Below are 26022 nucleotides of genomic sequence, written 5' to 3'. Positions count from 1 at the left end.
TAATTTCATGTGAGCTGCATAGAATACAACAACAATAATTTGGAGGTGCAAAATGAATAAAGATCAGTTTTTCTCAATGGATCCTCATGTTCGTGTGAAAAAAATCAATAAGCTGATGGAGAACAATTCACTCGAAGAAGTTGCTGAATCAATTGGTGTTGCAAGAAGTTCCTTTTCAAAAGAAATGCAAAAAGAGGACTACGTCTATATTAAACGATACAATCAATTTTTCCGTTTTGTTCGCGATCAAGATGCTTCTCCTTCTTTCAATCAAGTGAATCAGAATGAGACCATGCAATTCATCGAAGATCACAAAAAGGATTTCGAACGGCTGTTTCTGAATATGAGAGGGAAGCGAGTTGACATTGATCCGACGATCTATGACAACAATACCAAAGTCATCACAAAGAGCATCCGAATTCGTGAGCACGTTTATCAAGACTTCCAGACTTTTTGCCAGTCCAATTGGCCTCAATTTAACGTCCAGGATCTTCTTGCTCAGTCATTAATTGAGTTCATGCACAAAAAGCAAAACGATACAGATGAAAAAGTCACCTAATGGGGTGGCTTTTTTCAATTTCATCAAACAGCAATGACAAAGGATTTGGAATTGATTTTGGAGAACCTTTGATATTTTTGGGGATAGTAATGGGATGAATGGAGAGTTCTTCGAGCAGACGAAGATATTTTTTGAAGGTAGGCTTGGAGACATTGCCTTTTTTAACGGGAGACGAAACAGTTGCTTTACTGTAGTTGATTTTCTTTAACAGATCAATCAACTTGTCTTTTTGATACGGCGTCAGTGTTGATCTTTCAATGCGTTTTTTAGCTTCTGTGAGTTTGACGAAATCGCCTTGGAAATAAATTGGTTTTAGCATTCGATACATATATTCATGAAACACACTGCGTTTGAAGTATTCTTTCAACTGACGATCACGCGTATTCAAGCACTTCTTCGGGTTCATCTTGTAATCCAGATGCGCTTTAGAAAGTTTGACTTCAAATCGAAGAACACTTTCTTCATAGGGCATAACCTCCAATCCAATATCTGCTAAATGTGCTTCTTTGTCGTAGACCAGAGTTCCAGAAGATTTTGAGGAATGGTAAACACTCGTTTCATAAGCCTCGTATGTGCCGTCACTTTTCAGCTTACCTGTGTGTTTCTTTAAATGTCCATGTTGTTGAGCCAGTTTACCATATAAATGAAAGAGTAATTTCCGCTGGTTGGGATCGGTAATCTGAATGTCGTAACGGTAATCGATGCGGACTAAAAACGCATTTTGAATTGCACGCCAATCCATGAAAATCTTAAAAATCATCGAATTGATCTGTCTTTCAACCGCAGTAAAGTCAGATTCGTCAATGTCAGACCTCCCCAGAATTTTTACAATGTCGATATGCATCGACAGATAGTAACGTCCCTTTGCTTGCTGATTGATCAAATTAAAATGTGCAAAAGGATATTTTCCATGAAATACCGATTCCACGTCGTCGCCTGAAATATGGAAGCGAGCTTTCATTCTTTCTACGTCGTCGATAGCCATTGGAACATACATTTGTAGCGTATGAATCATAATTTCACTCCTCTGATTTCGAATAGTTGCATCATCAAATCGGGATTATGAATTGACTGGTGAATCGATTGATATGATTGGCATTTGATCGGTTAATACACCCATTTATTTTTCCCGTTTCAACTTTATTTTTTCTCATTGAATGGTTAAAAATCTGATACAACTGAATTCCTATGATTATCATAATGAAGAATCAAAATCATTAACACTGCATTTATGTTCAAGCATGTTCGAGCCTTTGCAATTATATGAACATCCATGAAATATATTCATACATCTGCAAAAGTTCCCACAAAAAAAAAGACGCCCCGATTATTGAGACGTCTTTTTCATAGGCTTATATATTTCATGCTTATCTAACATATCTATACTGACATTATCTCCGCAGGCCAGTTCTAAAATTTCGTTTATGTCTTCTATATCATATTTTTCGTTCATAATTGCCATCTGAATTGCAGACTCGTATAGGTCATTATTATTAAATGCCTTACCCGAAGCAGACAAAAGTTCAGTTGTTTGTTCATAACTTAACCTGAAAAAAATTGCCAATTTCATTAAAATATCAATTCTTCCAACGGATCGACCTGATGTCAAGTTCGAAATCATACTTGGTCCAACATTCAGGATCCTGGCAATTGTGCTGCTGGATAAATCAATGCCTTCTGCCTCCTCTTCTTTTCTTATGTATTCGTTTAATAATGCTTTTACTTTTCGACTGTTCTTCTTTTTCTTTTTAATTTCTTTTTCAAAATAATTCAATTCGTAAGCACTCAATGCATGACCAAAATACACTTCTTCGGGAGGATCATTTGTATCATCAGTATTTTGGTGTATGTATTCTTTGGATTGATTAGTCTTGATTAAATGAATGATTTCTTCAACCGTTAAGTTCATGATTGTCCACTCCTGATAAATAGTTTATTACCTATAGTAAATCATGTTTTGAAAATGTTTACAAGAAACTTGTAAGGAATATATGACCTCTTCCGCTATACTGTATTTATTCACCCCGAACCAACTTCCTCACTATCTATTTGGCGATAAATACCACAAAGTATATACCCAGATGATCTAATCATTGGAAAGGGTAAATTTAAAATCACCCCGAAGGAGGCACACGCCTATGAAAAGAAAAACACTCACAGTAAAAGAAATATCCGCAATTCTAGGAATTGGCATCAACCAGACATATCAATTGGTGAATCAAGGAATCATCCCGAATAAACGTCTCGGTAATCGCATTATCATTCCTGAAAAATCGTTCTACGGTAAGCGTCAAAAATAAGCACGTGTAATTTTATTATTAGCTCCTTCATACTGTGATTATAGTAAAAGTACGAAGGAGTTGACGCGATGAATAGGAATGCTAACCTCAGAGATTTCTGGGAACATAAAGTTAAAGAGGTCCAAAAATCTGGACTGTCTGTAGCTGAGTGGGTTCGTCAAAATGATGAATTCACGGTCCATCAAGTGCGCTACTGGATTCGTAAATTTAAAGAAGAATCCAAATCACTTGCAACCGCAGAACAGCCGCAAACTAATTGGATACCCGTAAACGTTGATGCCACATCCCGACCTGATCCCCAAATGATCTATCTTACCCTTCCAAATGATAGCCGACTTGAAATCCCTTCGGGATTAGATCAGTCGGACCTCACCAATCTTCTTCGAGCAGTGAATGCATTATGATGTCTCATGCTCAGCCTAAACAAGTCTTCCTTGCAAAAGGTGCAACAGATTTACGGAAATCCATCGACGGATTAGCTGCCATTGTGCAGGAAGGGTTCCAACTGAATCCTTTCTCACCGTCGTTCTTTGTCTTCTGTAACAGACAAAGGGATAAGATTAAAATCTTGCATTGGGATCATAATGGTTTCTGGCTTTATTATCGCCGCCTTGAAAAAGGGACGTTTCCTTGGCCCAAAGCAGATGACCATCAACCCTTACTCATTACAGACAGGCAGTTAAGATGGCTTCTGGATGGGCTTCCGATTGATCAAAAAGGAGCCCACAGAAAGTTATCTCCTGAAAAAGTTGTATAAACTATTGAAGTGAATCGCGTTTCCATATAAAATAAATCTCGTTATGAAAAAATCTTCTGCGATCTCACCCAAAACAACTGAACATCTCGAAGACCGTGTCTCGAAACTTGAACGGGAAAAGGCTGAACTTGAACTTCAACTCAAATGGTACAAGGAACAGCTCAGCCTCCAGCAAAGACAAAAATTCGGTAAGTCCAGTGAAAAAACGGATCCGGATCAGCTGGAGCTGCCTCTGTTTAATGAAGCAGAGCAAGAACAACATCCGTCCGAAGAAGAACCAACGGTCGAATCGATTACATATGAACGTAAGAAAAAGCGCAAAGTCCGAAAGGACCTTACAGAAAACCTTCCATCAAAAACCATTGAGCATACACTCCCGGTTGAGGATCAGGTTTGTTCGTGCTGCAATGGAAAGCTCCATACAATGAAGCAACAAGTCAAAGAAGAATTGGAAATCATTCCGGCAGAGGTTAAAGTAATTCGATATGTTACCTATCTATACAGTTGCAGAGACTGTGAGAAAAACGGTACGGGAAACCCGATTGTTAAAGCACCTGTTCCAGAGCGGGCATTCCCAGGAAGCCTTGCTTCACCATCGATGGTCTCTTACATCATGGACCAGAAATTTGTTCAGGGGACGCCGCTTTATCGCCAGGAACAGGCATTCAATCGTTTGGGTGTTCCTTTATCAAGGCAGACCCTTTCAAATTGGATTCTTGAAGGTTCTGAACAGTGGCTGGAACCGATCTACGATCGGATGGTTGAGACTTTAACATTGCTCGATGTTCTTCATGCCGATGAAACGACTGTTCAAGTTCTCAAAGAGGATGGGAAGGAAGCGAGCTCTACCTCCTATATGTGGTTGTACCGATCAGGCATGAGCAGTGTGCCGATTGTGATCTACGACTATCAACCCGGACGCGCCAGTAAATATCCAATTCGTTTCCTTGAAGGATTTAAAGGATACTTGCACGTAGACGGATATGGAGGCTATCACGGCTTAAAACCGAAAGTCGAACTTGTTGGGTGCTGGGCTCATGCACGCAGGAAATTCGTAGATGCTGTGAAATCCTTACCTGATGATGGTTCGACAACCAAAAGTTCTGCACAGGAGGGTCTGGATTTTATCAACCAGCTCTATCGCATCGAAAAGCATATACAGGAAGAGCGCCTCTCTCCGGAAAAAGTCTATGACGTTCGTCAAAAACGTTCAAAACCTGTTTTGGAGGCTTATTCAGCATGGCTTCAAACGATGCGAGCCAAAACCTTACCGAAAACGCTCCTTGGAAAAGCCATTGTTTATTCTATCAATCAAATGGATCACCTGAGAAACTTCTTAAAGGATGGCCGCCTTGATATAGATAACAACAGAGCTGAGCGCAGCATAAAACCTTTTGTGATTGGAAGAAAAAACTGGCTGTTCTCCAATACACCGCGAGGTGCAAAGAGCAGTAGTGTTATTTACAGTATCATTGAGACAGCAAAAGAGAATCGTTTAAAGCCTCAAGCTTATCTGGATTACTTGTTTGAACATTTGCCCAATAGCAAGCAATCTGAAATGGATCAGTTTCTACCCTGGTCAGAATCATTACCAGAGGAAATTCGGATCAAATAATCGAATTTAAACTCAGTATAGGAAATCCGCATCTAAATTAATAGGTGCGGATTTTTGACGCTTACGTTCTACGAATGGTTTTATGATGAAAGTGCGTAATGTTCACCAACTTGAATATTTTCATATTTGGAAAAGTCTTCATATCACAATCAACTAAAAACAGCTGACTCAATGCATGTCTAAAGTAAGTACTTTGACATGCATTCATTTTGAAAGGAGAAGAGTTCAATGAAAGGCACAGTTAAGCATGAAGGGTCGTCCTGGTATTTTCAAGTCACACTCGGTAAAAAAACTGATGGGAGCAGAAATCAAGTGAAGACCCGTGGATTCAAAACCGAAAAAGAAGCTCAGCAAGCATTAAGAAGGGCTATAATGGAGTACGAAGATGGCCTATATGTTCACCCAAGTAAGATGTTTTACAAAGACCTCGCTAAAGAATATATGGTGTACAAAAAACCGAGGATTTCATCAGTAACTTACGAATGCTACTCACACCTATTCAAATCAATCATCCTTCCATTTTTAGGAGAGGTAAAGCTTAACAACATAAAGCCCCAATTAATTTACCAGTTTTACGGAAAAATGAACGATGATTCATTCGCAGGAGCAACAAGGGCAAAAGTTCATGACCTTCTGAAAGATTCTTTCCAGTATGCTCTTAACTTGCAACACATTAAAATCAGTCCAATGGAAACAGTTGAACGCCCTAAAAAAGGAACAAGGGATATAACCGTCTGGAATTCAGAGCAGATCAATGAATTCCTTTCCCTCGCAGAAAATTCCCCATATTTCATCGTGTATTATATCGCTTTGGTTACAGGCATGAGACAGGGCGAAATTCTAGGGTTGCGTTGGGAAGATATTGATTTTGAATCGGGTACAATCTTCATTACACAAACCAGAAAAACTGATGGAAAGCTTCAATATGGAGCTAAAAATAAATCATCAATGCGTTCTTTAACGCTTGCTTCTTCTCAAATTGACGTTTTGCTCTCACATTACGAAAAACAACAAGAACAAAAGAGGCAATCCGAAGATGTCTATTCTGATGAAAATCTAGTTGCTGCTTCTGAAGTTGGAACATCCATTAACCCAAGCAACTTGCGAAGAAATTTAAAGAAACTCATCAGTAAATCAAATCTTCCTTCAATACGCTTCCATGACCTGCGTCATACCCATGCTACCCTCCTGTTGACTTTGAAACAGAATCCAAAAGTAGTTGCAGAACGACTAGGTCATTCTAATGTAAAAACGACTCTCGACACATATTCTCACCTGTTACCAAACGTTCAGAAAGAAGTATCCTCGGAAGTGGCAGAAGCGATCCGATTTCAATTCTAAATCTGAAGATGTTACCAAACACGTTACCAAAACCAAAATTTCATGACTCATTCATTAATCACTGATTTTAAAACCAAATTTTCACAATCCTATAAAACGAATATTCGCTAAAACCACTAAGCAAAGACACTGTGATATACGGTGTCTTTTTCTTCGGTAAAACCTTTCAAATCAACGTTTCAATCATCTTTATTTCAATTCAGCACACGAACAAAAAAACGACGCAATTCCCCGATCATTCGGAAAACCACGTCGTTGGTCACATATGTAAGTGAGTCAATATTGGTGGAGCATAGGAGGCTCGAACTCCTGACCTCTTCGCTGCCAGCGAAGCGCTCTCCCAGCTGAGCTAATGCCCCTCGATCAATCGGTGACTCACAATTATTGATTATAGCGGTTCATGTTCGAACATGCAATAGTTTTTGTAAAAAAAATCGATCAGAAAATCACAAACAGCAGATACCATACGATCCCTGCCAAAATCGCTGTAATGAAGCCCGCAATGACATTATCACGGTGCACTTTTTTATGTTTAATTCCGTCAAAAATCACCCACCCTATAAAGATTGTAATTGCAAAAATAATCGCCTGCGCCATCGTTTATCCCTCCATCTCTTCCCCATTATTCTATCGTCAACGAACCCCCACTGAAGTACAACGTTTCAGTGGGGGCTTGAGATAGCCAAGCAGGTCTTTTCTTCTTACGAAGAGCGACGCTCTGCATGGTTCTTCTCAAATCACTGTTTTTGGTTGGTACTGGCGACGTACGATCGTTTTCCCACTTGCACCACCCTTCCGAAGAAGAGCAGTTCTTCCTTTCGGAAGAAACCACCACTCAGAATATAACTGGCGTGTGCTACAAGCCCCAACAAAAGTTGAGTACACATGGATGGTTGACGCACCCACTAGGCTATGCGCTAAGCAACAGCTTTACGTTTTTGAACGTCCATGATCATGGGCGTTTTTATTTTCGTTTTTTCATCCCATTCTGCTACTTGGGATTTCCGAAGGATATTTAATGCTGCATTAATGTCGGCATGGATGCATTGTCCGTTTTCACAGCGATAGAAGCCGCGATATAGGCGCTTCCCACTAAAGGAGTACATCGTGTTATCGCCTTTTGACCAAACCGGAATATCGTCATGATCCAGAAAACTAGCTTTAGACGTGTAGCTCTCTTCCTGCTTAACGAAACGGATGCCTTCCTTGAGACACTTGTTCTCAATAGCCGAAATCAATCTGTGGAAAGGAATTTGTACGAACTCTTGATTGTTTTTCTTCCCTAAATGCGATTCTTGTTTCCAACCGGCATTATAACCCATTACCACGGTATCGACGTTCAGTCGTTTTATCTGTTTGAACAAAAAACCTACGGTTTGTGAAAGGTAGCCGTCTATTTGGAGATTTCGTTTACGCCAAAGAGAAGCGATTTGGTTTGTCACTATGCGTTTCGACAAGCCGTTTTCGATGTTTTTCTGTTTTAATTCGCTTATCTTTTTGTTGAAGTACTGATTGATGGATTTTAACTTCTTTCCATTAATCAAAAAGGCGTCTCCTTGATTCGTTGTACAACTAAGAAGATAATCTACACCTAAATCGCAACTCAAAGCTTTTGTCGTCGTTTGTTGTTTCTTCATTTGAGACATAGGTACTTCGTATACATAATGAGCCTCAAAGAACCGACCGTTTTGCTTTGGCACAATTTCAATGTAAGAAATGTTTTTATCCATTAAATTCTTTGGCATTCTCAGTCTTAAGGGACCAAAACGTTTTCTGAAAGCAGTATTCATTGGAATGCTCCAATATCCATCCTGATCCACTTTGGGAACTTGATAGATTTCGATGACGCGTTTAGCCGTGGAACGAGAATACTTTGGGAACTTTGGGCGACCTGTGAAACCTTCAGGGGTTTCTTTCCACTTCTTTAACGCTTCGAAGAAGCTCTTTACGTCACTGAGTAAGGTTCTTCGAACCGCTTGTACGGAGTTGGATTGAATGCCCCAATAGTTCATATCGGCCTTCATTGCGCTGTCTATTTCTTTTGTTGTCGCCATTTTGTTTTCATTCAAATACTTTTGTTTAATCGTATATAAGCCTACGTTGCGCAAAGCCTTAGAACTATGAGACATGCGTTGCAGAAGTCGAAACTCCCTAGCGCTAAGGGTGCTGCGACCAATGTTCTGCTTTTGGGTGAACCGTTGCATATTGACTGTTTTCTTTTTCTTGCGCAATACTTTAATCGGTTTTTTCCTAGCCATTTGTGTCACCTCCTTTACCGACGTCAAGGTGTTTGCTTCATTCCTTGTGTTTCAATAGCTGCGCAACCAAAACATTTCTTTCCATAGCAATTTTTTAATTTCGTTACTTAACAACCAAAACTAAGTGGTAATGCAACAGTAACACTGAATGATTATTATCTAATTCCAAATGGTGTCAATCCTTTCGGTCTATATCACTCATTATACCATTTAACAAAAAAGAAGCTAGATATATTTTCGAACTCTTGTTCTTTTATTTAAAACATCTATCAGTCGTAAGACTGATGGCAATTCATCTCCACCTGAATCGCTGGGCTGATGCCCGTATCGCGAATCAGATGGAGTCTTCTTGCCTAGTGATGATAAAGAAAAAGCAGATCTGAACAACACGTTCAGATCTGTTACATCAATTCTGATGATTTCGTTTCATCACAAATTTTCTTGTGATGGTTTTCTCGATCTCAATGATTGTAAATACGATTATCCCTAAGCCGATCGGGATCAACCAGTAGTCCAAACCTAATGGTACTGTCCCGAAAGCCACATTCATAAATGGGACGTACAAAATGAAGGCCTGCAGTCCCAGGAGCACCCCTGAAACCAGAAAGGCCACCTTGTTCTTAAAGAAATTCCTGTTGAAAGCAAAACCGATCTCATTTCTGGTATTAAACAGGTGAAACATCTGCATAATAACAACGGTTTGCAGAACAACACTGTTTAAATAAGCCTCGTCCACATCTGCTCCCAGCAGGTTCTGACTGAAGAGCAATGTACCTCCCCCGATTAAGAGCGACACAAATGCAATTCTGAAAATGTAGTAAGGCGTCAAAAGCGGTGTCTTGACCGGTCGGGGTTTTCGGTTCATCGCCCCTTCTTCAAGTGGTTCAAAAGCCAATGCCAATGAAACCGTCACCGCGATGACCATGTTGACCCAAAGTATCTGGATCGGGGATAACGGCATGGTCGTCCCAAGCAGGATACTGATCATGATCAGTAACGACTGCGCACCATTGGTCGGTAAAATAAACAGGATGGTTTTTTTGAGATTGGAATAGACCCGTCGGCCTTCTTCGACTGCCCCTACGATGGTTTCGAAGTTGTCATCGACGAGTACCATCTGGGAAGACTCCTTGGCAACCTCTGTTCCTTTGATACCCATCGCAACACCGATATCTGCCCGTTTTAATGCCGGCGCATCGTTCACACCGTCCCCGGTCATCGCAGAGACCTGATCATTTTCCTGCAACGCCTTCACGAGCCTAAGCTTATTCTCAGGGCTGGTGCGGGCAAATACGTCATATTCCATTATCGCCGCTGAGAGCTCCTCATCACTCATCTCGTCGATCTCCCTGCCTTCGAGCCCTTTCTGTCCATCACCGATGCCCATCTGCTCACCAATCGCCATGGCGGTATCCTTGTGATCCCCTGTAATCATCTTCACTTGAATACCGGCTTTTTTACATTCTTCCACGGCCACAATCGCTTCTTCGCGAGGCGGATCGATAATCCCGGTGAATCCAATGAAGTTGACCCCACTGAACAGATCGTCATGATCCACTTCTTCTTTTGTGCTGTCAACCTTCTTGATCCCGGCGGCCAATACCCGTTCACCTTTGGTCGTCCGCTCTTTCATTTTGTCTTCCCAGAAAGAACGGTCAAAGTCGGATTCACCTTCTTTCGCCATATCGAAGAGCCTATCCGGCGCACCTTTAATATAGATGTAACGTTCGCCCTCTTCTTCAATCAGAACCGCCATGTATTTATAAGCTGAATCAAAAGGAATTTTTGAAATCACATCATGACGTGGGACTTCACCATCCGCTTTTTCAGCCAGTGTCAATAAACAGCCCTCTGTCGGCTCTCCATTGATCGTCCACGTCCCGTCATCTTCTTGCAGCTCTGCATCGTTACAGGTCTTCATGATTTTCAGGAGGTCCTTGAGATGACTCTCTTCATCGACAGACACTTCCGTATCGTCTTTTTTAATTTCCCCTTTTGGAGAATAACCCGTACCAGTCACTTCATACGCCGATTCCCTGGTCATAACCGAGGTGACGGTCATCTCATTTTTCGTCAATGTGCCTGTTTTATCCGAACAGATGACAGACACCGCACCGAGGGTCTCCACGGAAGGCAGATTTCTTACAATTGCCTTTCGTTTGGCCATATTCTGCACACCCAAGGCAAGGATAATGGAAATGATCGCAGGAAGACCCTCTGGGATTGCTGCCACGGCAAGCCCGATGATCGATAACAATAGTTCTGCAGCCCCATAGTCCCTGACAAAGAAGCCGAAAACATATAAGAGGGCTGATGAGGCTACGATAAACATCGCGACCTGCTTACCAAACCGGTCGGTCTGCTTCATCAGCGGTGTTTTTAACTCTTCCACTTCGGATATGGATTCGTTAATCTTGCCGATTTCCGTATGGGAACCTGTCGCAACTACAATACCTACACCGGTTCCGGACGTTACAGAAGTTCCGGAAAAAGCCATATTCTCCCGGTCACCAAGCACAGTGTCTTCGTCCAGCTCTCCGGTCACTTTTTCAGTGGATGTGGATTCACCGGTCAAGGCTGCTTCCTCTGTTTTCAGATTATCTGCCTGCAGGAGGCGGAGATCAGCAGGAATTTTATCTCCGGCATTTAAATAGACCAGATCCCCGGGCACGACCTCTGAAGCATCGATCATTTGCTTTGATCCATTCCGTAAGACATTTGCCTCAAGAGAGAGCATATTCTTGATCCCTTCAAGGGCTTGTTCGGCCTTACTTTCCTGAAAATAACCGATACTTGCATTAATCACCGCGACAAGCAGAATCACGGCCGTGTCAATGTAGTGACCGAGAACGGCCGTGATAACTGCTGCGACAATTAAAATATAAATCAGCACATCGTGAAAATGCTTCAGAAACTTAATCAGTTCTGATTCCGATTCTTTTTCAGGCAACTCATTCTTCCCGTATTCGTTCAGTTTTTCACTTACCTGATCACTCGTTAACCCTTTATCCTGATTGACATCCAGACCAGAGAGAACGTCCTCTTTTGACTGCGCATGCCAATATTTTTCTTGATCTGACATTTCACTCACACTCCCTCCACGCACGTTCATATGGTTTATATTGCCTTCTTTCCTCCACACTAAACGTAAAGAACGCCACCCATGACCAAGTTCAAGTCGAAAGCCTCAGTTGCACTTAAACTCTTCTGATAAAGTGTTAGCAAAACCGCCTGTGACATCCACAGACGGTTATGATCAATCATTTATTTTTTTGACAGACGATTTTCAAGATTCTGCTTCTCTGTTTCAAATCCCGGTTTACCTAGAAGAGCAAACATGTTTTTCTTGTAATCTTCCACTCCAGGCTGATCAAATGGATTCACTCCAAGGAGATAGCCACTTAGTCCGCAGGCTTTTTCAAAGAAGTAAATGAGATAGCCGAAGTGATACTCATTCAGTTCTGGGATGTTCAAAATCAGGTTCGGAACGCCGCCATCAATGTGGGCGAGCAGTGTCCCTTCATAAGCACGATCGTTGACGAACTGCATGTCTTTTCCGGCAAGGTAGTTCAGTCCGTCCAGGTCCTCCGTTTCCTTCTCTATCGTAACGGTTTCGTTCACTTTCCCGACGTGGAGCACCGTTTCGAACAGATCACGGCGACCATCCTGAACATACTGTCCAAGCGAGTGAAGGTCAGTTGAGAAATCCCCGGCTGCCGGGAAAATGCCTTTGCCGTCTTTTCCTTCACTCTCACCGTATAATTGCTTCCACCATTCATTGACATAGTGAAGCGCCGGCTCATAGTTCACCATCATTTCAATCGTCTTGCCTTTATTGTAGAGCGCATTTCGAACCGCAGCGTATTGATAGGCTTCGTTTTTAAAAAGATCCGGTGTGCTGAAATCTTCGCGGGCCGCGGCGGCCCCATCCATCATTTTCTGAATATCAAGTCCTGTCGCTGCAATCGGGAGCAGACCCACGGCTGTAAAGATGGAGAAACGCCCGCCTACATCATCCGGAATGACAAAGGATTCATACCCCTCTTCAGCAGCCAGCTTCTTTAAAGCACCCTTCTCAGCGTCTGTAGTGGCATAGATCCGTTTACGTGCTTCTTCTGTGCCATATTTATCTTCCAGGAGTTTTTTGAAAATACGAAAGGCAATCGCCGGTTCCGTTGTTGTTCCCGATTTTGAAATCACGTTAACAGAAACGTCTTTTCCTTCGATGGCCTCCAGTAAATGGGTCACGTACGTGGAACTGATGTTATTTCCGACGTAATAGACCTTTGGACCTTTACGTTTATCAGCATCCAGATCATTATGAAAACTGTGACTCAGTGCATCGATTGCAGCCCGCGCGCCGAGGTAAGAGCCTCCGATGCCGATCACAATCAATACATCCGAATCAGACTGGATCTTTTCTGCGGATTTCTGAATCCTTGCGAATTCCTCTTTATCGTAGTTTGCCGGCAGGTCGATCCAACCCAGAAAGTCGTTTCCGGCACCACTCTGATTGTGCAGTGCTTCGTGTGCTGCATTTACCGCTCCTTGCAGATTGGTTAATTCGTGTTCACTTAAAAAACGTGAAGCATTGGAATAATCAAACGTCATTTTTTCAGTCATTTTGTCATCCTCCAATTTTTTTTCAGATTCAGTAAGTTGCCAGTACTCATCCACCCTGTATTCAATACTAATCAATTGCAGTGCAATGCGCAACCACTTGCTTCTGTATGAAAGCGTTTAAACCGCAAAGTCTGCTGTTGGCTGTAACGAAATTGTCAACATTCCGTTTTGAATCAACAAAAGGGATACAGTCGCTTTGGACTGCATCCCTTTTGCATTGGTATCGTTCAGGAAAGAAACGTGACCTTACTTCTTGATGCGCTTGTTCAGATCCGCCTGAATCTCGTTGGATTGCTTCAACCAGTCCTTCAGCTTATCTTCCAGCGTGTTGAAACCTTGCGTGGATTCCTTTTTCGGAGCTCCAGCGCCGGAACGACGAGGTCCGCCGGCTCCGCCTCCGCGATTACCGCCACTCTGGCTTTGAGGGCGTTCCGGTTTTGGCAATGTTTCTTTGATGGAAAGTGAAATCTTTCCGGATTCTGCATCAACGGAGAGAATCTTCACTTTGATTGTATCTCCAACTGACAATACAGAATTAATATCCTCTACATAACCGTGGGCGATGTGCGAGATGTGAACAAGACCCTGCTTCTTCTCATCAAGTGCTACAAATGCACCAAAAGGTTTGATACCTGTTACTTTTCCTTCAACGATACTTCCTGCTTCGTATTGACTTGACATGAAAACAACTCCCATATATTTTTTAACTGTGTAATTATAACACAGGATATCAAAAAAAACAAAGTAGTTATTTTACCGTCCGATTCGTGCTGCATTGAAGCGCTTTAACCGTTCGACTACTTCTTCGAGCTGTGACATCGAAGCGGCATAAGAGCATCTCACATGCCCTTCACCGCCGACACCGAAAACATGCCCCGGCACCACTGCAACCCTTTCTTCCATCAAAAAAGCTTCGGCGAACTCCTCTGAAGTCAAGCCTGTTTCCTTGATGGACGGGAATGCATAAAAGGCACCACCGGGTGTATGACAGGAGAGGCCGGCTTCCCGCAATGATTTGACGAAATAATTCCGCCGCTGCCGGTAACTCGTGATCATCTCATCCATCATTTCCTGCCCATTTTCCAACGCTTCAAGGGCCGCATACTGGGCCATCGTTGAAGCGCACATCATCGCATATTGATGAATCTTCAGCATCGCGCTGGCATAGGGCTCCGGCGCACAGAGGTAACCAATCCGCCATCCGGTCATGGCAAATGATTTTGAAAAACCTGAGATCAAAATCGTACGCTCCCACATGCCTGGAAAAGTCGGGACACTGACATGTTCATCGTCATAACTTAATTCTGCATAAATTTCATCAGAAATGACTGTTAAGTCATGTTCAATGACCAGATCCGCGACCTCCGCCATCTTTTTTCTCGACATAACAGCCCCAGTCGGGTTGTTCGGGTACGACAGCATGATCGCTTTCGTCTTGGGTGTAATTCGCTTAACGATCTCTTCAGGTTCCACCATAAAATCATTGCTGATTTCTGTCGGAACCGGCACAGGAACCCCACCTGTCAATGATACGATCGGTGCATACGATACAAAACACGGTTCCACGATCAATACTTCATCGCCCGGATTAACGATCGCCCTGATCGCCAAATCGATCCCTTCACTGGCGCCGACTGTCACAACGACTTCATTATCGGGATTGTAATCGATGGCAAAACGTTTTGTTAAATATGTTGAAATGGCTCTTCTCAGCTCGATGAGCCCGGCATTTGCCGTATACGCCGTTAATCCGCGTTCCAAGGAATGAATACTGGCTTCCCGGACATTCCAGGGCGTCGTATAATCCGGTTCACCAACTCCAAGGGAAATGACGTTATCCATCGACGTTGCCAGATCAAAGAACCGCCGGATTCCGGAAGGGGCGATCCGGTTGACTGCATCTGACAATCTTGTCTCGTGAACTTGGGTTTGATTCACCATGCTCATGGTGACACCACCATCCGAGGATCCTGATCATCATCATCAACGAAAATCATGCCATCATGTTTGTACTGCTTCAATTGAAAATGGGTGGTTGTCGAAATGACGGAATCGAGCGTTGACAGCTTATCCGAAACGAAATTGGCAATCTCAGCCATCGTCGCCCCTTCAATAACAACGGCAAGGTCATACGTCCCTGACATCAGGTACAGGGCTTTGACCTCCTTGAACCGGTAGATCCGCTCCGCAACCGCATCAAACCCTCTGCCCCTTGTCGGCGTGACCTTGACATCAATACTCGCAGTTACACGTTCTTTTTCCGGCGTCTTTTTCCAATCAATTAATGCAGAATAACCGAGAATCACTTTCTGTTCTTCAAGTCGTCTCATTCTTAACGCAATTTCATCTTCTTTCATATCCATCATTTTTGCCAACTGACTGGTTTCCAAACGTCCTTGCTTCTCAATTAACGTTAATAACTCCAGATCTCGTTCATCCATGATTCCATCCACACCTTTACTCTTCTTATTCTCACTATTCTACATGAGGAATCGTTTACTTGCCAGCGGGTATTGTGATGATTTATCAAAATTTTCTTTCTTTTCAACAGGTGACCCTTTTTACGGAGAAAAAAATAAAGAATGCTTGGCTTTTCACCAAGATTTAATAGCGAAAGCTTTCGTTGCACGTACACTGTAATCCGTTAGCAAAGTTAAACTTTCCTAACGTACGAAAAAAAAGACCTCGAAGTCGTGCTCTTCGAGGTCCTGTTACGAGACACATTATGCCAGTCGGAACACGATGCCGTGACCGCCTTTTGGATAGTGCCATTCAATATTATCATGCGGACAGCCAATGCGGCAGCTTCCGCATTCGTGACATCCTTCATAGCCGACAAACATTCTGTCGCCTTCCCACTTATATACTTCAGCAGGACAGAAGATGGTGCAGTCCTTTCCAGGACAAGATGTTGCACATACATCGTGATTTTTAATAATCAGATGCGATTCAGTGTCACAGTTGAAACGAAGCAAATACTGCTTATCTTCAAGCGTCTGTGCCATATTATTTCACCGCCTTCCATGCCCGGTAGAGATCTTTCGCCAGTCCGGTTTTACCCCGGCCTGCAGTAATTTTCGTTGCAATTTTCTTTTGCTTTTCCCACTTCGGCGTTCCATCAACCGTGAAGAATGAGCCCATCGCATGGTTGAGAAGTGGAATATACTCACCCATATACTGTGGGTTCTCTTCAAAGGTGTGCGCCGCATGACGATATTTTTTCAAGTCCTTACCGATGAAGCTGTCATACACATCGGTTCTGTAGGAATCAAGCCCTTTCTCGGAGAAGTCACCTGTTTCTTTTGCTTTCATCACCGTTTCTGCAGCCATTTTTCCGGATGTCATGGCCAGATTCGACCCTTCCTGATGAAGCGCGTTGACAAACTGTGCCGCGTCACCTACGAGCATGACACCATTTCCAACAAGCTTTGGTACGGAATCAAATCCGCCTTCCGGAATCAAGTGTGCCAGGTACTCCTGTGATTCACTGCCTTCGATCAGCGGTGCGACCATCGGATGCACTTTCAATTCATCGAGAAGCTCATAGGGCTTGATCTTCCGCTTGATCATTTCGGAGAGCGTTGTACCGACACCAATATTGAGGCTGTCTTTGTTCGTGTACAAGAAGGATGTTCCAAGGGCACCTTTCGTCGCTTCACCAAAGATTTCAATGGAAACGCCCTGATCCTCATTCACTTGGAATCGCTCGTTAATGGTTTTCTTGTCAAGCTTCAGTACTTCCATCACCGTCAAGGCCACTTCGTTAGGCTTCCACTCATTGTGGAACCCGAGTTGTTTGCCTAAAAGGGAATTGACACCATCTGCCAAAACAACTACGTCTGCATAGACATCCCCGTCCGGCCGGTCCGTTTTGACACCGACGACTTGGCCATTGTCAACGATACATTCCGTAACAACCGTTTCGTTGATCAGGAGGGCACCCTGTTCCACTGCCTTATCTGCGAACCATTTATCCCACTTGGAGCGGAGAACGGTGAACTTATTGTATGGTTCCCGGCCCCAATCCAATCCTTTATAACTGGTTGTTACCATCGATTCTTTATCCAAAAACCAGAAGCGCTGTTCAATAACCGGGCGCTCGAGCGGGGCTTCTTTCCAGAATTCAGGAATAATCTCTTCCATTTGTTTTCTGTAAAGAATACCGCCCATCACGTTTTTCGAACCTGGGAATTCACCACGTTCAATCAACAGGACATCCAAACCGTTTTGTGCAGCCGTATAAGCACAGGCAGTCCCTGCAGGACCGGCGCCTACGACGATCAGATCAAATTTTTCAGGCATTCGTCGTCACTCCTTTTCCCTGTTCTTCAGCCAGTGCATTTTTGAATTCTTCCGTAAGCATAGGAACAATTTCAAAAGCGTCTCCGACTATTCCGTAGTGTGCTGCATTGAATATCGTTGCATCTGGGTCATTGTTTATGGCAATGATCAGTTCGGAGTTTTGCATACCAACGACATGCTGAACGGCTCCGGAAATACCGATGGCGACATAGATTTTTGGTGTTACAGTCAACCCGGTTTGTCCAACCTGATATTCGTGGCCGATGATGCCTGCCTCCACAACGTCACGACTTGCTGCAACTGTGGCATTCATGGCATCTGCAAGATCCTTGACCATTTTGAAGCCTTTTTCATCTTTGATGCCTTTACCACCGGCAACAATGATTTCGGCTTCTTCAAGGTTTGCACCTTTCTTCGCGGCTTTAACAATCTCGACTACCTTTGTGCGAAGATCCTCTTCTTTCATGTCAAACTTTTCTTCAATGACTTTCCCTTTACGGGATGGGTCCGGCTCAGGCTTTTGCATGACTTTCGGACGAACCGTAGCCATTTGCGGACGGTGTTTCTTACAGAGAATCGTCGCCATGATGTTACCACCAAATGCAGGACGGCTCGCTTCGAACATCCGCTTTTCAAGATCGATGTCAAGCATCGTTGTATCTGCAGTCAGCCCGGTCATGACCTCTGTTGCAACTGCGCTGGCAAGGTCTTTACCATTTGCAGTAGCGCCGTAAACAAAAATCTCCGGCTTATATTTTCTGACAAGATCCCCCACGGCCTTCATGTACGTTTCAGAACGGTAATGCTTGAGGACTGGATTATCAATGACATACACGGTATCTGCACCATACTGATAAAGCTCTTCCGCTTTATCTTTAATGCCATCACCAAGAAGTACTCCGCAAAGCTCCACTTCCAGTTTATCCGCTAAGTCCCGGCCTGCTCCAAGGAGTTCCAGACCGACATCAAAAATCTCTCCGTCGCGCTGCTCGATAAATACCCAAACGCCTTTGTATTCTTCAATATTCATCATTTCTCCCCGCCTTTCGAAGCAAACAGTTCTGGTTTCTCCATCAATACTGAAACCACTCTCTTCACCTTTTCTTCCGTTGAGCCTTCAACAATCTCTGCTCCCGAACTTTTATCAGGTGGCCACATACGGCCTACGATCGTCGGTGAACCTTTGAGACCCAGCTGTTTGATATCCACATCATCCAGGTCATCCACTGTCCAGACGGTCGGTTTGTAGCGCGCTGCTCTCATCATGTTCGGAAAAGGTGAATAAGCAACCTGATTGATCTCTTTTTCAACGGTTAACAGACAAGGGAGGTCTGATTCGATAATTTCATGGCCGTCTTCAATTTTACGATCCACTTGAATTTTCTTGTTCTTTTCGTCCACATTTCTCACATTAATCACATTCGTCAGTGGCGGCATGCCCATTCGTCGTGCAATGCCTGGTCCTACCTGACCGGTATCCCCGTCAATCGCATGTTTCCCACAAAGAACTAAATCAATTCCCTGTTCTTTTTCCAATTTTTCAATCGCCTTGAATAACGCATAGCTTGTTGCTAAAGTATCTGCGCCGGCAAACTTCCGGTCGGAAATCAAGAAGCCTTCGTCTGCCCCGATTTCCACGCATTTACGAATTGCATTGGCAGCCTGCGGCGGACCCATGGAAAGAACCATTACCTTTCCCCCGTGTTCTTTTTTGAGTCTTACCGCTTCCTCAACAGCATGAGCATCGTACGGATTCAAAATCGCAGGTGCACTGGAACGGTCAAGGGTGTTCGTTTTTGGATTTACTTTAATGATCTTCGTGTCAGGAACTTGTTTGATACAAACAAGAATATTCATCCTGGCCCCACCTCTTTCAATTTAATATACAATACCTGTACTTGCCTTCCCCAATTGTTTCTTCACCACATGTCAGCCAATTTCCCCTTATTGGAATGGTGCGTCTAAAACTCGATCTTGTTCAATCGTTCACGAAAAACACTACGACAAAACATGCGACCTGACTCAGAGTGTACATCTTGATGCTAGAGGTGCATGTGATTCATGTGTGAAGTATTATTCTTTGTGAAATGGGCGCTTAAATCGTCGCCTTGTTCAGATTCAGAGCTTCTCCGCCTCCTTCCAAATACATTTCAGCAGGACTGAAAAAGAGATTACTTTCAAAACATGCTGGGATACGAATGATTGAAAGCGATACCTTACGTTATTTATACCAAAAATCCGCTTGTGCAACAACCTCATTTCATCGATTTCACTAAAAAGTCATACTTTTTAAACTTACTACTATGTCAATATTGTAAACGCATTCACAGCGGTGGTGGTTTGTCTGTATCAAAAGGATGATTTGGTTTTATCTCTGTTTGAAACAAAAATTGGTTTCACCCGTATTACTGTCATGACTATCAATTAAAAATTTGGAGGCAACTATCATGTTCAAAAAAATGTTGTACACAGGAATCAGTCTGTCTGTTCTGACCATTGTCAGTGCTTGCGGCAACACCACTGAAGAAGGGGAATCAGCTGAAGAGATCGTAAAGCAGAGTCAAACGACGATGAATGATGTTGAATCGTACGTCTTAAACATGGATATGCTACAAACCATGAAGCTTGACGGCATGGATGAAGACGCAATGTCAGTCCGATCGACACAAACGATGGAAATGACCATGGATCCAATGACCTTTAAACAGGATATGACGATGAATTATGAAGACATGGATGAATTTGGGGAGATGGATGACTCTGAAGGACAAGTCAGTTACCAATCGTTTTTCACAGAGACCGATGGTTTATTCATGGAAGATCCCATGATGGATAGATGGATGAAATTCCCTGAGAGTTACCTGGATGATTTCCTTGCAATGTCTGATCTTCAGCTTCACCCCGATGAACAGTTGGCTTTTCTTAAAGACTATGTCGCAGATCTTTCATTGGAAGAAGATGACGAGTATTATTACATCGCTCTCAAAACAGAAGATCTGAATATGGAGGAGCTGATGCAGGAACTTCATGGATTTGATGCAGACATCCCAGGCATGGAAGGAATGGATGAACTCTTCGGTTCAATGGAACTCCGGGAACTCGATTTTTCGATCACCATTGATAAAGAAACCTATTATCAAACTGCCGGATCAATCACGATGGTGATGGCTCTTGATATGATGGGCCAGGAAATGATCACAAATCAGACCAGTGAAATGACGATGTCTGACTTTAACACCATCGAACCCATCCCTGTCCCTGACGAGGTATTAGAGAATGCCGAGGAAATCAGTGAGGATGAATTTACCCCGGGGATGTGACATGCCAGATAAATCGACTCAAACAAAAAGAGAGCCGGAACCGGTTCTCTTTTTTACCGTTTTGGAGACAGGTCACCTTTCAACCTGGCAATGCGCGTGTTGCAGGGCAATGAGAATCTCACACAAAAAACACCCATCTCAAAATGAGACGAGTGTGATCGATAATAATGGTGAGCCATGAAGGATTCGAACCTTCGACCCTCTGATTAAAAGTCAGATGCTCTACCAACTGAGCTAATGGCTCCAGTATTGGTGACCCGTACGGGATTCGAACCCGTGTTACCGCCGTGAAAGGGCGGTGTCTTAACCACTTGACCAACGGGCCTGGAAGTAAGAAGTCAGATTTAATGGCTCCACAGGTAGGATTCGAACCTACGACCGATCGGTTAACAGCCGATTGCTCTACCACTGAGCTACTGTGGAACAGTATGGTGGGCCTAAGTGGACTCGAACCACCGACCTCACGCTTATCAGGCGTGCGCTCTAACCAGCTGAGCTATAGGCCCATAAAATGGAGCGGGTGATGGGAATCGAACCCACGACATCAGCTTGGAAGGCTGAGGTTTTACCACTAAACTACACCCGCATGGCGCGCCCTGAGGGATTCGAACCCCCGACCTTTTGATTCGTAGTCAAACACTCTATCCAGCTGAGCTAAGGGCGCCTGTTCATGGAGCGGGAAACGGGATTCGAACCCGCGACCCCCACCTTGGCAAGGTGGTGCTCTACCACTGAGCTATTCCCGCACATTTGGCAGGGGTAGCAGGATTCGAACCTGCGGTACACGGGATCAAAACCCGATGCCTTACCGCTTGGCTATACCCCTAAAGTCATTAAAATAAAAAAATGGGGCGGCTGATGGGAATCGAACCCACGAATGCCGGAATCACAATCCGGTGCGTTAACCACTTCGCCACAACCGCCATACTTATGGCAGGGGTAGCAGGAATCGAACCCGCATCAAAGGTTTTGGAGACCTTCGTTTTACCATTAAACTATACCCCTGTATTAATTGTATAAATGGTGGAGGGGGAGGGATTCGAACCCCCGAACCCGTAGGGAGCGGATTTACAGTCCGCCGCGTTTAGCCACTTCGCTACCCCTCCACGGTAAAAAACAATCGATATAAAAATGAAAATGGCGGTCCCGACCGGGATCGAACCGGCGATCTCCTGCGTGACAGGCAGGCATGTTAACCGCTACACCACGGGACCAGATCAGATAGTAAAATTAATGGCGGAGGAGGAGGGATTCGAACCCCCGCGGGCGGTAAAGCCCCTGTCGGTTTTCAAGACCGATCCCTTCAGCCAGACTTGGGTACTCCTCCGGATAAATATGGTAGCGGCGGAGGGGATCGAACCCCCGACCTCACGGGTATGAACCGTACGCTCTAGCCAGCTGAGCTACACCGCCATATTAAATGCTGCAATGGTACTGAAATTTATTACTCTTAAATGGTGGAGCCTAGCGGGATCGAACCGCTGACCTCCTGCGTGCAAGGCAGGCGCTCTCCCAGCTGAGCTAAGGCCCCAATAAAAAATGCCTGGCGACGTCCTACTTTCACAGGGGGACAGCCCCCAACTATCATCGGCGCTGAAGAGCTTAACTTCCGTGTTCGGCATGGGAACGGGTGTGACCTCTTCGCTGTCGCCACCAGACTATGGTTGAGTGTGACCACTCAAAACTGAATAACGCCTATGACGGGGATCATGAATCCATGTCTTTCCTTCGTACATTAACTTACTTCGCTTAACTTTGGTTAAGCCCTCGATCGATTAGTATCACTCAGCTCCGCATATCGCTATGCTTCCACACGTGACCTATCTACCTCATCGTCTCTGAGGGATCTTACTCACCGAAGTGATGGGAAATCTCATCTTGAGGGGGGCTTCATGCTTAGATGCTTTCAGCACTTATCCCGTCCACACGTAGCTACCCAGCGATGCTCCTGGCGGAACAACTGGTACACCAGCGGTGTGTCCATCCCGGTCCTCTCGTACTAAGGACAGCTCCTCTCAAATTTCCTGCGCCCGCGACGGATAGGGACCGAACTGTCTCACGACGTTCTGAACCCAGCTCGCGTGCCGCTTTAATGGGCGAACAGCCCAACCCTTGGGACCTACTTCAGCCCCAGGATGCGACGAGCCGACATCGAGGTGCCAAACCTCCCCGTCGATGTGGACTCTTGGGAGAGATTAGCCTGTTATCCCCAGGGTAGCTTTTATCCGTTGAGCGACGGCCCTTCCATACGGTGCCGCCGGATCACTAAGCCCGACTTTCGTCCCTGCTCGACCTGTATGTCTCGCAGTCAAGCTCCCTTATGCCTTTGCACTCTGCGAATGATTTCCAACCATTCTGAGGGAACCTTTGGGCGCCTCCGTTACTCTTTAGGAGGCGACCGCCCCAGTCAAACTGCCTACCAGACACTGTCCCTGAACCGGATCACGGTTCGAGGTTAGAATTTCAGTACAGCAAGGGTAGTATCCCACCATTGCCTCCACCGAAGCTGGCGCTCCGGTTTCCAAGGCTCCTACCTATCCTGTACAAGCTGTACCAAAATCCAATATCAAGCTGCAGTAAAGCTCCATGGGGTCTTTCCGTCCTGTCGCGGGTAACCTGCATCTTCACAGGTAATATAATTTCACCGGGTCTCTCGTTGAGACAGTGCCCAAATCGTTGCACCTTTCGTGCGGGTCGGAACTTACCCGACAAGGAATTTCGCTACCTTAGGACCGTTATAGTTACGGCCGCCGTTTACTGGGGCTTCAATTCAGAGCTTCTCCAAAAGGATAACCCCTCCTCTTAACCTTCCAGCACCGGGCAGGTGTCAGCCCCTATACTTCGCCTTGCGGCTTCGCAGAGACCTGTGTTTTTGATAAACAGTCGTTTGGGCCTATTCACTGCGGCTCCCCCAGGCTGTTCACCCTGGGGAGCACTCCTTCTCCCGAAGTTACGGAGTCATTTTGCCGAGTTCCTTAACGAGAGTTCTCCCGCGCGTCTTAGAATTCTCATCCCGCCTACCTGTGTCGGTTTGCGGTACGGGCACCTGTTTCCTCGCTAGAGGCTTTTCTTGGCAGTGTAGAATCAGGAACTTCGCTACTTAATTCACTCGCGATCACAGCTCAACCTTACGGTTACGGGATTTGCCTCATAACCAGCCTCACTGCTTCGACGCACACGTCCAGCGGTGCGCTTACCCTATCTTCCTGCGTCCCCCCATTGCTCAAATGGAAACGTGGTGGTACAGGAATATCAACCTGTTTGCCATCGCCTACGCTTTTCAGCCTCGGCTTAGGACCCGACTAACCCTGAGCGGACGAGCCTTCCTCAGGAAACCTTAGGCTTTCGACGGAGGGGATTCTCACCCCTCTTTTCGCTACTCATACCGGCATTCTCACTTCTAAGCGCTCCACATGTCCTTGCGGTCATGCTTCTACGCCCTTAGAACGCTCCCCTACCCCGAACACCCGAAGGTGTTCAGCCATAGCTTCGGTGATACGTTTAGCCCCGGTACATTTTCGGCGCAGAGTCACTCGACCAGTGAGCTATTACGCACTCTTTCAATGATGGCTGCTTCTAAGCCAACATCCTGGTTGTCTAAGCAACTCCACATCCTTTTCCACTTAACGTATACTTGGGGACCTTAGCTGATGGTCTGGGCTGTTTCCCTCTTGACTACGGATCTTAGCACTCGCAGTCTGACTCCCGAGGATAAGTATTTGGCATTCGGAGTTTGACTGAATTCGGTAATCCTGTAGGGACCCCTAGTCCAATCAGTGCTCTACCTCCAATACTCTTCCCTCGAGGCTAGCCCTAAAGCTATTTCGGGGAGAACCAGCTATCTCCAGGTTCGATTGGCATTTCACCCCTACCCACACCTCATCCCCGCACTTTTCAACGTGCGTGGGTTCGGGCCTCCATTCAGTGTTACCTGAACTTCACCCTGGACATGGGTAGATCACCTGGTTTCGGGTCTGCAACCACGTACTTATTCGCCCTGTTCAGACTCGCTTTCGCTGCGGCTCCGCCTCTTCAGCTTAACCTTGCACGTGATCACAACTCGCCGGTTCATTCTACAAAAGGCACGCTGTCACCCATTAACGGGCTCCAACTACTTGTAGGCACACGGTTTCAAGATCTGTTTCACTCCCCTTCCGGGGTGCTTTTCACCTTTCCCTCACGGTACTGGTTCACTATCGGTCACTAGGAAGTATTTAGCCTTGGGAGATGGTCCTCCCGGATTCCGACGGGGTTTCACGTGACCCGCCGTACTCAGGATCCACTCCGGAGGAGGGAACGTTTCGGCTACAGGGCTTTTACCTTGTCCCGCGGACCTTTCCAGGTCGCTTCACCTACGCTCTCTCTTTGTAACTCCAATGGAGTGTCCTACAACCCCGAAAGGCAAGCCTTTCGGTTTGGGCTGTTTCCGTTTCGCTCGCCGCTACTCAGGAAATCGCTTTTGCTTTCTCTTCCTCCGGGTACTAAGATGTTTCAGTTCCCCGGGTCTGCCTGCCATTACCCTATGGATTCAGGTATGGCTCCCATCCCATTACGGATGGTGGGTTCCCCCATTCGGAAATCTCCGGATCAACGCTTACTTACAGCTCCCCGAAGCATATCGGTGTTCGTCCCGTCCTTCATCGGCTCCTAGTGCCAAGGTATCCACCGTGCGCCCTTTCTTGCTTAACCATTTCCTGTGTTCCCACAGGCTTTCTTTGGCGTCGTTTTAACCTTAACGTTTGAATTCAAGACACTCGGTTCCTCTCTATTTGAATAGGATTCATAATAGATGATTCACCGGTGATTCATGATGTTTCGTCATTTCGTTATTCAGTTTTCAAAGGTCACTGAAGAGGATTAACCCTTCAAAACTAAACAAAAACCAGAGGCAAAAGTAAAAAGGTTGAGCTTATCTGAAAACCGGAGGTTTCCAGCAAGTCTCCTTAG

Annotated in this window: 21 protein-coding genes, 16 tRNA genes and 2 rRNA genes; 7 read left to right on the top strand and 32 right to left on the bottom strand. The window is 44.9% G+C overall.

The window, feature by feature from the left end; translation table 11 throughout:
• Positions 1-52: 52 nt before the first annotated feature.
• Positions 53-559, top strand: a complete 507-nt coding sequence (locus BBEV_RS03440; protein ID WP_069364184.1) for a hypothetical protein — start codon at positions 53-55, stop codon at positions 557-559.
• On the opposite strand, the gene BBEV_RS03435 is transcribed toward BBEV_RS03440, so the two are convergent.
• Both BBEV_RS03435 and BBEV_RS03430 read right to left on the bottom strand, forming a co-directional pair.
• Positions 552-1574 carry a hypothetical protein gene (locus BBEV_RS03435; RefSeq protein WP_069364183.1) on the bottom strand — a complete coding sequence of 341 codons (1023 nt, stop codon included), beginning with the start codon at positions 1572-1574 and terminating at the stop codon, positions 552-554. The genes BBEV_RS03440 and BBEV_RS03435 overlap by 8 nt on opposite strands.
• Before the next feature lie 312 nt (positions 1575-1886).
• Complete coding sequence (locus BBEV_RS03430) at positions 1887-2468, bottom strand: helix-turn-helix domain-containing protein (protein ID WP_069364182.1); 582 nt, start codon at positions 2466-2468, stop codon at positions 1887-1889.
• Between the two features lie 229 nt (positions 2469-2697).
• Here BBEV_RS03430 and BBEV_RS17075 point away from each other — a divergent pair, with 229 nt between their 5' ends.
• The 5 genes from BBEV_RS17075 (at position 2698) to BBEV_RS03410 (ending at position 6572) form a co-directional block, all read left to right on the top strand.
• Positions 2698-2859, top strand: a complete 162-nt coding sequence (locus BBEV_RS17075) for a helix-turn-helix domain-containing protein (RefSeq protein WP_084007198.1) — start codon at positions 2698-2700, stop codon at positions 2857-2859.
• A 68-nt stretch (positions 2860-2927) separates the two neighbouring features.
• The gene (gene tnpA / locus BBEV_RS03425) at positions 2928-3263 is read left to right on the top strand and encodes an IS66 family insertion sequence element accessory protein TnpA (protein WP_069364181.1); all 336 of its coding nucleotides are present in this window, start codon (positions 2928-2930) and stop codon (positions 3261-3263) included.
• Positions 3260-3616, top strand: coding sequence for an IS66 family insertion sequence element accessory protein TnpB (tnpB, locus tag BBEV_RS03420; RefSeq protein ID WP_084007197.1), 357 nt, complete (start codon positions 3260-3262; stop codon positions 3614-3616). Before tnpA ends, tnpB begins: the two co-directional genes overlap by 4 nt.
• 43 nt (positions 3617-3659) lie before the next feature.
• Positions 3660-5231 carry an IS66 family transposase gene (gene tnpC / locus BBEV_RS03415; RefSeq protein WP_069364179.1) on the top strand — a complete coding sequence of 524 codons (1572 nt, stop codon included), beginning with the start codon at positions 3660-3662 and terminating at the stop codon, positions 5229-5231.
• A gap of 228 nt (positions 5232-5459) precedes the next feature.
• Positions 5460-6572 carry a site-specific integrase gene (locus tag BBEV_RS03410; protein ID WP_069364178.1) on the top strand — a complete coding sequence of 371 codons (1113 nt, stop codon included), beginning with the start codon at positions 5460-5462 and terminating at the stop codon, positions 6570-6572.
• Between the two features lie 283 nt (positions 6573-6855).
• On the opposite strand, the gene BBEV_RS03405 is transcribed toward BBEV_RS03410, so the two are convergent.
• The 13 genes from BBEV_RS03405 to BBEV_RS03355 form a co-directional block, all read right to left on the bottom strand.
• Positions 6856-6931, bottom strand: a tRNA-Ala gene (locus tag BBEV_RS03405).
• Between the two features lie 79 nt (positions 6932-7010).
• Complete coding sequence (locus BBEV_RS17555) at positions 7011-7169, bottom strand: hypothetical protein (RefSeq protein WP_198155058.1); 159 nt, start codon at positions 7167-7169, stop codon at positions 7011-7013.
• A 140-nt stretch (positions 7170-7309) separates the two neighbouring features.
• The gene (locus tag BBEV_RS17780) at positions 7310-7459 is read right to left on the bottom strand and encodes a hypothetical protein (protein WP_232318172.1); all 150 of its coding nucleotides are present in this window, start codon (positions 7457-7459) and stop codon (positions 7310-7312) included.
• Between the two features lie 30 nt (positions 7460-7489).
• A complete protein-coding gene (locus BBEV_RS03400; RefSeq protein ID WP_069364177.1) occupies positions 7490-8830 on the bottom strand; it encodes an RNA-guided endonuclease InsQ/TnpB family protein in 1341 nt (446 codons plus the stop codon).
• A 406-nt stretch (positions 8831-9236) separates the two neighbouring features.
• Positions 9237-11912, bottom strand: coding sequence for a cation-transporting P-type ATPase (locus BBEV_RS03395; RefSeq protein WP_069364176.1), 2676 nt, complete (start codon positions 11910-11912; stop codon positions 9237-9239).
• 182 nt (positions 11913-12094) lie between these two features.
• A complete protein-coding gene (locus BBEV_RS03390; protein ID WP_069364175.1) occupies positions 12095-13453 on the bottom strand; it encodes a glucose-6-phosphate isomerase in 1359 nt (452 codons plus the stop codon).
• 246 nt (positions 13454-13699) lie between these two features.
• Complete coding sequence (gene yugI / locus BBEV_RS03385) at positions 13700-14134, bottom strand: S1 domain-containing post-transcriptional regulator GSP13 (protein WP_069364174.1); 435 nt, start codon at positions 14132-14134, stop codon at positions 13700-13702.
• A 72-nt stretch (positions 14135-14206) separates the two neighbouring features.
• Positions 14207-15400: an aminotransferase gene (locus tag BBEV_RS03380; RefSeq protein ID WP_084007196.1), complete on the bottom strand. Its 1194-nt coding sequence runs from the start codon at positions 15398-15400 to the stop codon at positions 14207-14209.
• Positions 15397-15894: an Lrp/AsnC family transcriptional regulator gene (locus BBEV_RS03375; protein ID WP_069364173.1), complete on the bottom strand. Its 498-nt coding sequence runs from the start codon at positions 15892-15894 to the stop codon at positions 15397-15399. Before BBEV_RS03375 ends, BBEV_RS03380 begins: the two co-directional genes overlap by 4 nt.
• 282 nt (positions 15895-16176) lie before the next feature.
• Positions 16177-16458 carry a ferredoxin family protein gene (locus BBEV_RS03370; RefSeq protein ID WP_069364172.1) on the bottom strand — a complete coding sequence of 94 codons (282 nt, stop codon included), beginning with the start codon at positions 16456-16458 and terminating at the stop codon, positions 16177-16179.
• Position 16459: 1 nt separating this feature from the next.
• Positions 16460-17755, bottom strand: a complete 1296-nt coding sequence (locus BBEV_RS03365; protein WP_069364171.1) for an FAD-dependent oxidoreductase — start codon at positions 17753-17755, stop codon at positions 16460-16462.
• The gene (locus BBEV_RS03360; RefSeq protein ID WP_069366577.1) at positions 17748-18785 is read right to left on the bottom strand and encodes an electron transfer flavoprotein subunit alpha/FixB family protein; all 1038 of its coding nucleotides are present in this window, start codon (positions 18783-18785) and stop codon (positions 17748-17750) included. The genes BBEV_RS03365 and BBEV_RS03360 overlap by 8 nt, the downstream gene beginning before the upstream one ends.
• Positions 18785-19612 (bottom strand): electron transfer flavoprotein subunit beta/FixA family protein, encoded by an 828-nt coding sequence (locus BBEV_RS03355; protein ID WP_069364170.1) that lies wholly within the window; start codon positions 19610-19612, stop codon positions 18785-18787. The genes BBEV_RS03360 and BBEV_RS03355 overlap by 1 nt, the downstream gene beginning before the upstream one ends.
• Positions 19613-20202: 590 nt before the next feature.
• On the opposite strand from BBEV_RS03355, the gene BBEV_RS03350 reads away from it, so the two are divergent.
• Complete coding sequence (locus BBEV_RS03350; RefSeq protein ID WP_069364169.1) at positions 20203-21075, top strand: DUF6612 family protein; 873 nt, start codon at positions 20203-20205, stop codon at positions 21073-21075.
• A gap of 168 nt (positions 21076-21243) precedes the next feature.
• On the opposite strand, the gene BBEV_RS03340 is transcribed toward BBEV_RS03350, so the two are convergent.
• The 17 genes from BBEV_RS03340 to BBEV_RS03260 form a co-directional block, all read right to left on the bottom strand.
• Positions 21244-21319, bottom strand: a tRNA-Lys gene (locus tag BBEV_RS03340).
• A 6-nt stretch (positions 21320-21325) separates the two neighbouring features.
• Positions 21326-21400: transfer RNA gene (locus tag BBEV_RS03335), tRNA-Glu, on the bottom strand.
• A gap of 23 nt (positions 21401-21423) precedes the next feature.
• A tRNA-Asn gene (locus tag BBEV_RS03330) sits at positions 21424-21498 on the bottom strand.
• Between the two features lie 6 nt (positions 21499-21504).
• Positions 21505-21581, bottom strand: a tRNA-Ile gene (locus BBEV_RS03325).
• A 6-nt stretch (positions 21582-21587) separates the two neighbouring features.
• Positions 21588-21661 (bottom strand) — tRNA-Gly (locus BBEV_RS03320).
• Position 21662: 1 nt separating this feature from the next.
• Positions 21663-21739: transfer RNA gene (locus BBEV_RS03315), tRNA-Arg, on the bottom strand.
• A gap of 7 nt (positions 21740-21746) precedes the next feature.
• Positions 21747-21821, bottom strand: a tRNA-Gly gene (locus BBEV_RS03310).
• Between the two features lie 5 nt (positions 21822-21826).
• Positions 21827-21901, bottom strand: a tRNA-Gln gene (locus tag BBEV_RS03305).
• Positions 21902-21922: 21 nt separating this feature from the next.
• A tRNA-His gene (locus BBEV_RS03300) sits at positions 21923-21998 on the bottom strand.
• Positions 21999-22006: 8 nt separating this feature from the next.
• Positions 22007-22080, bottom strand: a tRNA-Trp gene (locus tag BBEV_RS03295).
• Positions 22081-22096: 16 nt separating this feature from the next.
• Positions 22097-22181 (bottom strand) — tRNA-Tyr (locus BBEV_RS03290).
• A 32-nt stretch (positions 22182-22213) separates the two neighbouring features.
• Positions 22214-22289 (bottom strand) — tRNA-Asp (locus BBEV_RS03285).
• Between the two features lie 20 nt (positions 22290-22309).
• Positions 22310-22402, bottom strand: a tRNA-Ser gene (locus tag BBEV_RS03280).
• A 9-nt stretch (positions 22403-22411) separates the two neighbouring features.
• Positions 22412-22488 (bottom strand) — tRNA-Met (locus tag BBEV_RS03275).
• A 42-nt stretch (positions 22489-22530) separates the two neighbouring features.
• Positions 22531-22606, bottom strand: a tRNA-Ala gene (locus tag BBEV_RS03270).
• Between the two features lie 10 nt (positions 22607-22616).
• A 5S ribosomal RNA gene (gene rrf / locus BBEV_RS03265) occupies positions 22617-22733 on the bottom strand.
• Between the two features lie 97 nt (positions 22734-22830).
• Positions 22831-25764, bottom strand: a 23S ribosomal RNA gene (locus tag BBEV_RS03260).
• Between the last annotated feature and the right edge of the window lie 258 nt (positions 25765-26022).

Origin of the sequence: Salisediminibacterium beveridgei (assembly GCF_001721685.1) — a bacterium.
GTDB classification, from domain to species: Bacteria; Bacillota; Bacilli; order Bacillales; family Salisediminibacteriaceae; genus Salisediminibacterium; species Salisediminibacterium beveridgei.
The sequence above is the reverse complement of the archived record's forward strand: the minus strand, read 5'-3'. Positions and strand labels throughout refer to the sequence as shown.